At 61.1% G+C, this 13020-nt stretch carries 11 protein-coding genes and 1 tRNA gene; 10 read left to right on the top strand and 2 right to left on the bottom strand.

Going from position 1 to position 13020, the window contains the following annotated elements; translation table 11 throughout:
• The first annotated feature begins 8 nt into the window (after positions 1–8).
• The 3 genes from O6P37_RS02145 (at position 9) to O6P37_RS02135 (ending at position 2451) form a co-directional block, all read left to right on the top strand.
• Positions 9–692, top strand: a complete 684-nt coding sequence (locus tag O6P37_RS02145; protein WP_269892516.1) for a type III PLP-dependent enzyme domain-containing protein — start codon at positions 9–11, stop codon at positions 690–692.
• A 54-nt stretch (positions 693–746) separates the two neighbouring features.
• A complete protein-coding gene (locus tag O6P37_RS02140; RefSeq protein WP_269892515.1) occupies positions 747–1400 on the top strand; it encodes a DUF4396 domain-containing protein in 654 nt (217 codons plus the stop codon).
• Positions 1401–1503: 103 nt separating this feature from the next.
• Entirely contained in the window at positions 1504–2451 is a 948-nt protein-coding gene (locus O6P37_RS02135; protein WP_269892514.1) for a GlxA family transcriptional regulator, read from the top strand.
• Between the two features lie 3 nt (positions 2452–2454).
• Here the strand turns inward: O6P37_RS02135 and O6P37_RS02130 are convergent, their stop codons facing one another.
• Positions 2455–3462, bottom strand: a complete 1008-nt coding sequence (locus tag O6P37_RS02130; RefSeq protein ID WP_269892513.1) for a zinc-dependent alcohol dehydrogenase family protein — start codon at positions 3460–3462, stop codon at positions 2455–2457.
• A 203-nt stretch (positions 3463–3665) separates the two neighbouring features.
• Here O6P37_RS02130 and O6P37_RS02125 point away from each other — a divergent pair.
• From O6P37_RS02125 to O6P37_RS02110, 4 genes are all read left to right on the top strand, one after another.
• Positions 3666–3739 (top strand) — tRNA-Leu (locus O6P37_RS02125).
• Positions 3740–4011: 272 nt separating this feature from the next.
• Entirely contained in the window at positions 4012–5100 is a 1089-nt protein-coding gene (locus tag O6P37_RS02120; protein ID WP_269892512.1) for a tyrosine-type recombinase/integrase, read from the top strand.
• A gap of 181 nt (positions 5101–5281) precedes the next feature.
• The gene (locus O6P37_RS02115; RefSeq protein WP_269892511.1) at positions 5282–5482 is read left to right on the top strand and encodes a helix-turn-helix transcriptional regulator; all 201 of its coding nucleotides are present in this window, start codon (positions 5282–5284) and stop codon (positions 5480–5482) included.
• Positions 5483–5873: 391 nt separating this feature from the next.
• Positions 5874–7352 (top strand): AAA family ATPase, encoded by a 1479-nt coding sequence (locus tag O6P37_RS02110; RefSeq protein ID WP_269892510.1) that lies wholly within the window; start codon positions 5874–5876, stop codon positions 7350–7352.
• A gap of 285 nt (positions 7353–7637) precedes the next feature.
• Here O6P37_RS02110 and O6P37_RS02105 read toward each other — a convergent pair whose 3' ends face one another.
• The gene (locus O6P37_RS02105) at positions 7638–7916 is read right to left on the bottom strand and encodes a hypothetical protein (RefSeq protein ID WP_269892509.1); all 279 of its coding nucleotides are present in this window, start codon (positions 7914–7916) and stop codon (positions 7638–7640) included.
• A 703-nt stretch (positions 7917–8619) separates the two neighbouring features.
• Here O6P37_RS02105 and O6P37_RS02100 point away from each other — a divergent pair.
• The 3 genes from O6P37_RS02100 (at position 8620) to O6P37_RS02090 (ending at position 12911) form a co-directional block, all read left to right on the top strand.
• Positions 8620–8769: a helix-turn-helix domain-containing protein gene (locus O6P37_RS02100; protein WP_269892508.1), complete on the top strand. Its 150-nt coding sequence runs from the start codon at positions 8620–8622 to the stop codon at positions 8767–8769.
• A 102-nt stretch (positions 8770–8871) separates the two neighbouring features.
• A complete protein-coding gene (locus O6P37_RS02095; protein ID WP_269892507.1) occupies positions 8872–11697 on the top strand; it encodes an MrcB family domain-containing protein in 2826 nt (941 codons plus the stop codon).
• Between the two features lie 44 nt (positions 11698–11741).
• On the top strand, positions 11742–12911 hold the full coding sequence (locus O6P37_RS02090; RefSeq protein ID WP_269892506.1) for an McrC family protein: 1170 nt from the start codon (positions 11742–11744) through the stop codon (positions 12909–12911).
• Positions 12912–13020: the final 109 nt, after the last annotated feature.

Raw genomic sequence — 13020 nt, 5'->3', positions numbered from 1 at the left:
TCGGTGGCATGAACCGTTTGCGCCGTCCTCAAGCATCAACCCGGTATGCGGTGTGCCGTCGCGCCTTGCGCGGCACGCCGCTGCAGGTGCCCGCCGAGCTGCTGACGACCGCGTCGGTCGCGGAGTGGGTGCGCCGGCGCGGGTTGGGTGTCGACGTGTCGAGCGCCGAGGAGCTGCGGCTGACGCTGGTGGCCGGTGTGCCGGCGGAGCGGGTGGCGGCGCAGTGCGCGGATGATGCGGCCATCGAGGCGGCGGTGGCGGCGAGGGTCGGGCGATTCATCGTCGGGACCTGGTCGGAGGTGATGCTGCTGGCGCGGTGCCGGCCGTCCGCGCCGCGGGTGCTGCTCGACGTGACGAACAGCCCCGGCGATCGGATGGCAGCCTCGCTGATGGCGGCGGCCAGGGTGGACGTCGTGGGTCTACGCCACCGGATCAGTGGCGACGACGACAACGCGGGGGAGGCGGCACACGCGATGCTCGAGCAGATGGCGCGGTTGCGGCGCTCGCACGACGTGATTCTCACGCGGCTGTGCCTGTCGGGCTTCGGGCATGGAGGCGGCGACGCGCAGGCGTTGCGGCAGGGAGTGCACCGGCTGCAGTTGACGGTCGAGGAGGCGTGCGCCGAACTGCGGTATCCGCGGCCGGCGCTCGGGCTGTCGCTGCACGCGGCCGCACTGGTGGGTGCGGGTTAGGCCGACGAAGAAGCCCGTACACCCCGCATACCCCATGGGGGTATAGTGGTGGGCATGACCGAACACCACGACCACACCGGCCACGACATGGGCGGCAACGTGAACACGATGGCGCTCAGCGCCACGCTGCACTGCCTGACGGGGTGCGCGATCGGTGAGATCCTGGGCCTGATGATCGGCACCGCCCTGGGGTTGAGCAACGTCGCCACCATTGCGATCGCCGTCGCGCTCGCCTTCCTGTTCGGCTACTCTCTGTCGACGTTGCCGCTGCTGAAGGCCGGTCTTGCGGTCGGCACCGCGCTGAGCGTCGTGCTCGCGGCCGACACTCTGTCGATCCTGACGATGGAGATCGTCGACAACCTCGTCATGGCGCTGATCCCGGGCGCGATGAACGCCGGCCTGGTGAACGCCGTGTTCTGGCTCGGCATGTCGATTGCGCTCGCGGCGGCGTTCGCGGCCGCCTATCCGGTGAACCGCTATCTGCTGCAGCGCGGGAAGGGGCATGCGCTGACGCACGAGTATCACCACGGCGGCGGCCAGGCGACCGGATGGCGCCGGTACATCCCGTCGCTGAGCACCGGGGCGCTCGTCGCGGCGATCGCCGCGTTCATGCTCGGTGGTCTGGTGGTGTCGATCGCCGATGGACTGGACTCCGGAAGCGGCGGGAGTGTCCATGCCGCTGCCGCAGCGACTTCGCTCCCCCTATAGCGCTGTTCCGCAGCGCGAGGCGGATGCGCACGGATGGCGGTAATGCGCATAGGTGCGAGGATGATGACGCGGTCGGCACCGGCCGACCGGATCGGAGCCGGTGATGCAGCGACCGCATCAGGTGGTGGTCCTCGTCCTCGACGGGGCGCTCCCGCTGGACGTCGGGATCCCGGCGGAGGTCTTCCATCCGGAGACGGGGTTCCCCTACGAGGTGTCGGCCTGCGGGGTCACCGCCGGAACGGTGCCGTCCAACGGGGGCTTCGGCTATGCGGTCCCGCGGGGCCTGGACGCACTGGCCGACGGGGACACGATCGTCGTCCCGGGGTACGCACCAGCGGGCCGGCCGATACCGGGGGAGGTGGGCGAGGCGCTTCGTAGCGCCGCATCCCGCGGGGCACGGATCGCGTCGATCTGCTACGGCGCCTTCGCCCTTGCGGACGCCGGCCTGCTCGACGGCCTGCGGGCGACGACGCACTGGGATGCGGCGGAGAAGCTCGCGGAGCGGTACCCGCGGATCGCGGTCGAGCCGAACGTGCTCTTCGTCGACGAGGGCTCGATCCTCACCTCGGCGGGGGCCGCCGCCGGTCTCGATCTGTGCCTGCACATCGTTCGGCGCGACCTCGGCGTGAGCGCGGCGAACGAGATCGCACGAGGACTCGTCACCGCGCCCTACCGGACCGGCGGTCAGGCCCAGTATTTGCCGAAGACCAGCTCGGCAGCCCACGGCGAAACCCTCAGTGCGACGCGCGAATGGGCTCTGACGCAGCTCGATCAGCCGCTCACCATCGCCGGACTCGCCGCACACGCGCGGATGTCGCCCCGCACGTTCATGCGCCGCTTCACCGAGGAAACCGGCAGTACCCCGCTGCAGTGGATCCTGCGGGCGCGGGTCGACACCGCGCGCGAACTCCTGGAGAGCACGAGGCTGTCGATCGATCGCATAGCGGAACAGGTCGGCCTGGGAAGCGGATCGAACCTGCGACTGCATTTTCGGCGACTCCTGGATGTGTCGCCGTCGGAGTACCGCGCCACCTTCTCCGGGCGGAGTTGACCGCTACGAGATACGAGGGGGAAGCGCGACGGTGTCGCCGGCCACGTCGATCGCGACCTTGCCGCGGAGTCCATAGGACCGCCTGTTCTCCAGGAGCTCGTGAGCCTCACCCATCCGAGCGAGCGGAAGAGTCGCGCCGATGACGGGCTTCACGAGACCGCGCTCGACCAGCGTGGTGAGCGCGTTCAGCTTTCCCTGGTTCTGTCGCGTGAAGACGAAGTGATAGGCGGCGTTCCTGCCCCACGCCTCGATGAGGTTCTGCGGCTGCGCGATGTCGACGATGCTGACGACGCGTCCGAAGTCGGCGAGCGTCAACGGGCTTCGTGTGAGCGCGTCGCCACCGATCGTGTCGAAGACGACATCGACCCCTTTGCCTGCGGTCATCTCGGCGACGCCATCGACGTAGTCCGTCGACGTGAAGTCGATCGCCGCATCCGCCCCGAGGGAGCGCACGAAGTCATGGTCGGCGGCTTTCGCGGTGGTGATCACTCGTGCGCCGATCGCTTTCGCGATCTGGATCGCGATCGTGCCGACACCGCCCGCGCCACCATGGATGAGGATCGTCTCCCCGACGGTGAGCTGAGCTCGCGTCACCAGGGACTCCCAGACCGTTCCGCCGACGAGAGTCAGGCTCGCCGCCTCCAGGTGACTGACGTTCTCCGGCTTTCGCGCTACGAGCTCGACGTCGGCGACGTGCTGCTCGGCGTAGGAGCCGGGGCCGCCGAAGATCCGGGGCGTGTAGTACACCGCATCGCCGGCGCGGAACTCGGTCACGTGGGATCCGACCTCCTCGATCACGCCGGAGATGTCGTGCCCGATGATCGCCGGGAGCGGCACATGAGCGGCGTAGTCTCCGCGACGGATCTGATAGTCGAGCGGGTTGAGGGCGGTCGCGTGGACGCGCACCCGTACCTGGCGGGGTCCGACGTGCGGGACTGAGACGTCACGCAGCTCGAAGGCATCGGCCCCTCCGAAACGGGCGAGCACGACGGCCTTCATCGAATCAGACATATCGGTCTTTCTCATCGTGGTTCTGGGTGCGTGACGCGCCGGGGCGGGCGGCTCACTCAGTGTCGCGGGCACGATCCACACACTCCAGTGGCGACAATGCCAATCTCCGCGAGGATCATGACACGAGGTGGGGTCGCACCGGGCCCGACGTCGGGACGTCACAATGAGGCTGAAATGGCCCGAAGTACGCTCTGAACTGCGTCGCCCCCATAGCCCAATTGGCAGAGGCAGCGGACTTAAAATCCGCACAGTGTCGGTTCGAGTCCGACTGGGGGCACTGGAAAAGGACAGTTCAACGCGCTGATTTGTGGGCCTCTAATGTTCGGCGGTAAGGACAGTCCGCAGTCAGTCCGCAGTAGTATCGTCGATGGCATGAAGCGTGGTTCACGCGGTGGCGTGGAAGATCGTTGGCATCGTCCACCACGACGCGGGGAGCGAGTGCCTTGGCCGGCTGATAAGCCGGGCGCGGGTTCATGGTGCACAGAACCAAGACACGGTGACGTTGGCACTCAGGTCGTAACTGTGCGCCACGGGCAGGGTAAGCGATGGATGGCGCGATGGGTCGGCGCGGACGGCGAAGAACGCTCGAAGTCGTTCGACCGCAAGGCGCACGCTCAGGCGCACCTCAATCAGGTGTCCGCTGACATCAACACGGGCACGTATGCCGATCCAAGGCGAACCGCGATCACCTTCGGAGTAGTGGCGGAGGAGTGGTTCCGGAACAGATCGGGTGCGAACAAGCTCAAGCCGAAGACAATTGCTGGCTACCGAAGCCTGCTGGACGTCGTTGTTCTGCCGAAGTGGGCAGAGACCAAATTGAGAGATCTACAGCACGCAGACATCCAATCGTGGGTGACGTGGCTCGCCACGGATCCGGCCGCGCGTCATCGTCCCGTGGGTAGTGCCGGACAGGGCGGTCTGTCGCCCGGGCGAGTCATTCAGGCGTTCCAGGTCGTCGACCAGGTGCTCGGCTATGCCGTGCGTGCTCGATACATTGCGATTAACCCCGCCAATGGTATTGAGTTACCAAGGAAGCGGACGCGAGAAGACATTGCACTGAGCCACGAAGAGGTCACTGGGCTCGCAGAGGCACTTCCGGAGATCCGTTCGATGATTCTGCTACTTGCGTATGGCGGCATGCGGTTTGGTGAGATGGCTGCTCTGCGCGTCCGTGATGTTGATCTGGCACGCAGGCGTATTCGCGTGGCGCGCTCGGTTACGCGGGTGGCCGGGTTGGGTCATGTGGAGGGTGACACGAAGACGCATCAGGTGCGAACTGTGCCGATTCTGACCCAAGCTCTGGCCGACGCCCTTGCGGAAGTGGTCCGTGACCGCGACCCGTCCGAATACCTGTTTCCTGGCCGCGATGGCGGACCTATTTCGCTCGGATGGTTTCGGTGGCGGTTCGACCAGGCTGCGGCATCAGCCGGACTGGAAGGGATAACTCCGAAGACCTTGCGACACACTGCGGGGTCGTTGGCTTTGGCGTTGGGTACCACCGTGGTGACCGTGTCCAAGCTCCTGGGGCACAGGAACGTGACAACGACGATGAACGTCTACGCGCATCAGCTACCTGACGATTTCGACAACTTGGCCGCTGCGATGGACACAGCAGCACGTGCCGCAGCGGCGAAGTAGAGCACACATCACCGCAGGTCAGAGCTAAATCAGGGCTAGAACTGAACGGGGTTAGAATAAGTGCGTTGAACATCCACGGGACCCGCTGACGTCCCCCGACACACCGTTATGAGCTCCGGAAACATCCGGTTGTCAGCGTATTTCGTCGGCTAACAGGCGAAAGATTTTGGGGCATAGTCACATGACTCAGCCCGAACTACTTGGGATTCCCGAAGCATCCGATCTGCTCGGCCTTCCTGAAGCCACACTTCGGTGGTACCGGGCGTCTGGCACTGGCCCGAAGAGTTTCAAAGTGGGTCGCCGCGTACGATATTGGCGCAGCGACTGCCTGGACTGGCTTGCGTCGCAAGAGTCCAAAACGGCCGTCGGCGGTGTGATGTGAATCGGGACTCTTGGATTCCAGAAGACTCGCTTGCGCACATTGTTGCGCCGCCTGGAGCTACAGAAGTCGACCCGTGGTACCAGGACGCAGACGGAAACTGGCGTCGGTCCTTTCTCGCAAAGGTGTGGATCCTCGCCACAGAGTTGTACAAGCAATGCCCTTGGAAAAATTGCTCTTACTGTCGCAAAATCTGCGTCAGCATTGTGGGCTTGCAGGACTCGTCCGGCCAGACTATTCGTGCGCGAGTTTCCCTCGAGGGCGACGGCGAAATGAACTGCGTGGAGGCAAGGAAACTCGCCGCCATGTTGATGGAGGCAGCAGACGAACTGGACGGTATGGGTGGTGGCAAGTGACTCAACGCACAATCAGCCTCACCCCAGCGAGCACTCTCATGGACGACGTGCCGGTGTGGGCGTGGGAGCACGACGGCAAGGGTCGCATCCAGCTCGGTACCCTGAGTCTATTCGCGGGGAGGCCGGGAGCAGGAAAGTCGACGGCCGCAAGATGGTTCGCTGCAGAGTGCTCGCGTGGCACACTTCCCGGGTGCTGGCAGGGCAAGCCGCAGAATGTCGCATACATCGCGGCTGAAGAATCTGACCGATTCATCGTCAAGCCCGGCTTACGTGCAGCGCATGCCGACTTAGATCGAATCTTACTGCCGCGCGTGGAAGTTGACGGCCGCAGCGCCTGTCCCGTATCGAAGGTTGACACCGAAGAGCTAACTAAGGCGTTCATCGCCGCTGAGGTCACAGTCGTCATCATTGACCCGCTCCTCAGCACCATCCCCGGCAATGTGGACCTACACCGCAACAACGAGGTCCGGACATATCTCGAGCCTTGGGCGAAGATGGCTGACGCAATCGGCGGTGTAGTGGTCGCTGTGGTGCATCTAACGAAGTCGCCGCACGGGGATATTGTCGCTGCAATCAATGGATCGTCGGCTTTTGGCGAAGTTCCCCGTAGCGTATTCGGGTTCGCCAAAGAAGTCGATTCAGAAGGCGATCGTGTGATGTCGCAAGCAAAGAATAGCGCCGGCGGAGAGGACCTAGCACTGAGCTATGTGATCGAAGCCGCCAAGGTCACAACCGATTCCGGAAAGACAGGTGAGGTTGGACGGTTTGTAATCACCGGAAACTCCGACCGTACCGCTGGCGATATTCTCGAAGATGAGACAACGGGACCGTGCGCTGAGGCGAAGATGTGGCTGGTTGACTACCTCAAGGATCGGCGTGTCCGGTCCAGTGATGTCAAACGAGACGGCCGTGCCGCAGGTTTCAGCCAGAGCAGCATTGAGCGTGCTGCAAAGAAGCTTCACGTACGCAGCGAGGCTGAGGGCTTCCCCCGTGTCACCTTCTGGTCGCTGCCGGACCAGTCACATCGGCAGTTAGCCCACGGTGAAGCAGCTGGGGCGGCTGAGGTGACTGACGCAAATGGCGAAACCGAGAACCTAGCGACATCAGTCATGTCAGTTACATCAGGTACATCTCTCAGAGGGTACAGCGACGCACCCGTAGGTGGTGTACGTCAGAGCGAGGGTTCTCGTAGCGACATCCGTTCAGAAGCGGTAGTTACTGCGGGTGCCGTACCCGACCTGCGACCGGATCCCTCTTCTTCCCCTCAGAGCAGCGCCGAAGGCGCAACACAACCCGACAAGCTCGAAACAGAAACTAAGGCTGCCTGGGAGGACCTCCTCGGTGCGCTTGGCATCAACGGAGACAACGTCAACCTTGCCGCATCCACCGTCGCGGATGCACGCGACAATGAGTTGAGCGGTCTCGAAGACTGCTGGGGATGCCGGAAGTTCGGTGTTGACGGGTGTGGAATCCACAGTCCGCACATGAAAAGGCTCAAGACAATGACGTCCAGGTAGCTGGATGCTCACCTGAGGCCGGTACATCCGCACGCCGCCGCATACCGGCCCAACTAAACGCTGAGTGTCGCTGAATGCGACCAAACCTTCTCGAAGGGAACCTAACTCGTGAATCACAGTACTAACTCAGAAGCATTCAGCCAGCTGCTGGATGATCTCCTCTGGCTCAACGGCCGGGGACGCTTTAAGGACGGTTTACAGGAAGCCGTCGACGCGATAGTGGCCGACTACACCGACAAACCCAACCGCTACTCCGATGGGTCGCCGGTGCACTGCGACAAGTATTTAGGGCACTACTTTATCGCCGAAGATCAGCTCGAGCTTCCGCCGCACCGTCGAGGCCACTACCATCTCCTCAGCGTCTGGGATCCGGGCTGCGCTCATCAGCGTGCCGAATGCGCTGAGGGGAAATGTGATCTGACCCTTGCTCTGCAGTACATAGACGAAGTGGCCCTTGACGTCGATCCAGAATGCGACGCAATCTGGATCATCGGGTGCGGCCCGGGACGGTGTCGACGTAGCGAGATTTGCGATCTGCCGATTGAGGAGTGGGGTGAGCCCCACTGGACGCGTCCTTGTGAAAAGACGACGCCCGATGAGCAGGGCTGGGAACCGAAGCCAACGTGGGCTCCGATATGGCGCCATACTGTTGGTAGCTACGACGGTGGCGCCTGCCCCGGCGATGATCCAGCCCAACGAACCGACCTACGCGACTAGTTAGCCGAAGCCGCTTGCATCTCGCAACTGCTTAGTTCGTTCCGCCGCCGTGTCATGCAGTTGCGCTGTCTTCCGCCGGCAAGCCGTTACCGCTGCGCATCTGTTACGCACCGACGCAGTAGCACGCCTGGGAGGGTACCCCTTCACCTGCTTCGCCGGACACTCAAGCAACAGCGCTGCATCCCCCTAGTTCCAAAATCGAGCGCGCAACATTTGTCTTGCTCTATGAGCTGCGAAGATGTCGGCAATGCGAGTCTATGCAACTTGCACCGCTCTGATTGCCTCTTGTCGAGCGCCGATGCACGTCTTAAGAGCGTGTTGACGATGTCGGGTCGAGCTCGGCAGGTGACATGCGGGGCCTACGCGATCGGCATATGGGCTCCGCCCGCCACCATAAGTCCTGTTTCCGCAGGTCAAATGCGTGACATGGTAATCCGACCGGATGAGACGGCGGATAGCTTGAGTACAGTCCAAGATCGGCAAGCATGACCAAGATCGACTGCGCACACTGCGATAAGGCTCATACGACAACTCAGTACATCTCTATGGCGTGGGGGCGGCGTATCTCTCGGTAAGCCCCAGGACATTACGACGCTTCATCGCTCACCAACAACTTGCCGCATATCGCGTGGGGCGCCAGTGGCGAGTCCGGATCATTGACCTTGATCAGGTTGCGAAGGGCACCGACAGGTATTGGTGAACCACATGGGTCGACTAGAAGGCTTCCAGCTTCCGAACGGTCCAGTCGGCAGCCACGATGAAACGCGAGGCGATCTAGCTGCGCCCAATTAGGCTCGAGCCTATGAACGACGCAAGATCTGCGGACGACGTATGGGCCGAGATCCAGGCAAAATGCCGCGAGAGGCAAGCTCTGGGTGAACCCGTACCTACGTTGGTGGACGAGACGAACAACTACATCGTCGATGTAGGAGAGAAGTGGATCGAGCGTCGCTCCGATAAACCGAACTCTGACAGCGGGACGAGCAAGATCGAGAAGCCACTCATCGACCGCATCTGGCGTGAGCTTCTAGAAACGGGTGAAGCCGGCTACATCGCCAGTGAGTATCGGTTCGCATGGGCTTTAGTCGGACGATTGATCGACGGCATAGGTTTCGAGCGTGACCCGTTCCGCCTGATCATCACCGACCGAGACCTCGCGATGAGGGCATACCTGCCGTCGACTAACCGGAGGGCCACCTCCAACCATGGTGGCCTCGGCAACGTGTTGAAGGCGGTGATGGCGGAGCTTCAGCAACGTGTGGGAGGCACACATGACCCCCACGAGCTAGAACATCTAGTCGCTATCGCCGGCCCGGCTTCAGTAAAAACAGTCTATCCTGACGCGGGCACCGTGATTGGTCGCACTGGTATCGGTACTGCCGCAGATGTGCCATGGATCGGTGTGTTCCCTCCCGGTGCTTCCGGGAGTGCTCAGTCCGGATGTTATTTGGTCTATTTGTTCGCCAAGGACGGCAGCAGCGTCTACCTGAGCCTGAACCAGGGCACAGAGACAATGCGCGGGGGCAAGACGCCACTGCAGAAGCGGTCGCTTGATATGCGAACGATCCTCGGTGACCTCGCAACAGGTAGCCGATTACAGGTTGAGATTGACTTACGTTCGAAGGCGCAACGTCCGCAGCGCTACGAAGCAGGTTCTGCGATTGCGTTGCAATACAAGTCATCTGAGATGCCTTCGGATGATCAGCTCTCCAAAGACCTGCAGTATATGTATGAGCGCTTATCGCTCGTCGTTGAAGCGAACCCACCTTTCGACCCTGAGGTCGAACCGACGCACCTTCTGTTCAAATGGAACGCAGATCGTCGGCCAAGCACCATCGAAGATCACAGACAGATTGCTGTGGAGCACGACTCTGTATGGTGGGGACGGTTCGCAGGGCCAGAAACTAGCAGGGTTGCAACCAAGCGGATCCAGCTCCTCAAAGATCAGATGCAGATCGGCTTTCCGACGTACGCGTTCCTTCATCGACGCGGCGAGACGTGGCGGACTTCCATTCTCGAAGTCACTGATGTCGCAGGAGACGTCTCGAATGATATGCGATTTCCTGATTACTACACCCCTGCGGAATGCAACTTCTTTGTGAGAATCACCGATTTCGAGCAGCTGCCTTCTGACTGGCCTCTCGACCATCTGGTGCTGGCGAATTACCCTGACCCACAACATGTGCCAGGCGCTCTCTCCAATCAGACCAGCCCGATGTCAGTTTTCGAGAGATTCGACCCAGCCGACCCAGATCGCAATCGTCGCAGGCTTGTCGACACTTCAAGCGGTGCGACGACCGTCCAACCGGACATGGCAAGCGAACACCGTGTCTGGATATTCCAAGCGAACCCTCGAATGTACGACCTGGTCGGCTTCCTAGAAAAGCCTTCAACCCAACCTGGTTCAGTGGATGAATGGGCATTGCGCCAACATTCGAAGGAAGTTAGCGATGGAGACACCGTCCTGTTGTGGTCTGCCGGCGAAAAGGCTGGAATCTATGCTAGTGGAACAATTTTGGGTTCTCCCTTTGAACGACCGAAACAGTCCTGGGAGGGGGAGAGCGCACCGGAAACCGGTCTAGCGATCAACTTTCGGTTGGAGCATATGCTTCTGGACAGGCCTGTCTTACGGCAGGAGCTCATCAATCATCCTGTGCTCAGAAATCTACTGATCATTCGCCAGCCAGCAGGGACCAACTTCCCAGTTACAGAAGAGCAATGGGAGGCATTGCGACCGATGCTCGAGCCAGTTGAGGGTGCCCCCGTGATACCTGTCTCGCCCGCCGACCCTGCGATCGACCTCGACTGGTTACTCCGTGAAACTCTGTGGCAGGAGGACGATCTATTGGAGGTGATTGACACACTGCGTGCTCGACGACCCCAGGTCATATTTGCCGGCCCACCGGGCACCGGCAAGACTTGGGTAGCCGAACGAATCGGGCGGTACTTGGCCGGAGGCCGAGCAGATGCTGTGCATATTGTTCAGTTTCACCCCACGTATGCGTACGAAGACTTCGTAGAAGGGTTGAGACCGGTTCTGCGCGAAGGCCAGGTGGTGTTCGACGTGATCCCCGGCCGACTGATGAGCGTTGCCAAGCAAGCTGAGCAGGTTGATCATCCAGTGGTCTTGGTGATCGACGAGTTAAATCGAGCGAATATACCCAGCGTATTCGGTGAGCTGCTCTACCTCCTTGAGTACCGCGATAAGGAAATTTCCCTCCTCCACCGCCCTCGGTTCTCCCTCCCTCCGAACCTTTATGTCATCGCTACTATGAACACCGCGGACCGGAGCATCCGCAGCATAGATACCGCCCTGCGCCGGCGGTTTGACATTTTCGACTGCCCGCCACGGCCGGACATCCTGGACGCCTACTACAGCGTTGGTAACACATGTGCGATCGGCCAATTGAGTGCTGGCCTAAGCGTGTTGAACGAACGACTCACTGATCAGCTTGATCGCCATCACACTATCGGGCATAGCTTCTTGATGAAGCCGAAAATGGGCATCACAGATCTCCGACGTACCTGGGAAAGGCAAATCAAGCCGTTGATCGACGAGTACTTCTTCGACCAACCAGACATCGCGGACACGTTCGTGCTCGAGGAACTCTGGGCCGTGAGTGAATGATGCGGACGGTTTCGCTCACTGAATCATCTGCTCAGACATTGGACTTGAGCGCAGCTGAGGCGCAACTACTAATCGCTGTTGGCCGGACGCTCGCATCGGACGCGACATGGTGGGGTGAAAGCAACGATGACGAAAGTCCTAACCGGAGCGTGGTTCGTTGCGAACGTATTGCACCGACGAAGTACAAGGTTGTAGTCGGTGATGCTGTAGGTGTCATCGGCCTGGGTAGCGTCCAGATTGTAGTGAAGCCGAAGATTCCACTGAGTCATTTCGTGTACTTGCTAGAGGAGTCCGGCCAGGTACCGCGAGGCTGTGTTGAGCGAACTGCCCTCGAGACCGACGACGCCTTTTTTCTTCTCGTCATACGGTGGTTCATTGACGCGACGGAACGCCTACTTCGTCAAGGGCTGGATCGAGACTACGAACGCGACGTTGACAGCCTGGCGTTCGCGAAGGGGCGAATACACGCGCTTGCGACGGCGCGGTCTGTTCTGGCCGGTAGGCCGATAATCCGATGTGACTACGACAGATTCGATGAAGACACCAGCCTGAATCGCGTGTTGAAGGCTGCGGCGCTTTATGCGCTGGGAGCTCCGCAGGTGCCGCTAGACCTGCGACGTCGTTGTCGATCGATATGTCAACGTTTGGATGGTGCAGGCTCCATGCGTGCTGGGGATCGCAGAGCCCTGCCCGACGCTCGCACTAAGCACTATCGGGATGCACACCGACTTGCTTTGATGGTCCTGTCTACGAGCGGCATCCGCCCGAGCATCGGCCGACAATCATTGTGGACCTTTCTGTTCCGAACTCCCGAGGCTGTCGAGGACGGAATCAGAGCGGGACTAAAACGCCAGCTTCAACCGAAGTGGGAGGTAGTCAAGAAGGGCAGGCGGCTAATTGGTACTCGCAAGCGCACACTTCAGCCGGATCTTGTGTTTGGAGACGGAATCGCGGTTGGTGACGTCAAGTATCGGATCACGTCTACCGGCGACATTCCGCGATCTCACCTCAATCAAGTCACGACCTTTGCGACCGGCTACGACGTGCGAAGAGCCGTGGTGGTGGCCTTCGGGTGCGTCCCGATTGGTGAGCAAGTCCAAGTTGGCAACGTACAAGTCGATGGAGTGAATTGGGACTTCACAGAGGCAGATCCGCAGCTCGCAGCGGACGGACTCGCGAAACGAATCGGCTGTTGGCTTACTGACACCAAGTAGGGCAAGACCGAACCATCTGGGTAGTCGGGCCTGCTGCGGCTTTGGTGCGGAGCGACCGTTATCAGTTCGAGGCTGTCCGCGACAGCTGACTGCACCGGCGTCAATTGTC

Source organism: Mycobacterium hippophais, assembly GCF_027529605.1.
Lineage (GTDB): Bacteria > Actinomycetota > Actinomycetes > Mycobacteriales > Mycobacteriaceae > Mycobacterium > Mycobacterium arseniciresistens.
Note: the sequence above shows the minus strand (reverse complement) of the source record. Positions and strands in the feature narration are given on the sequence as shown.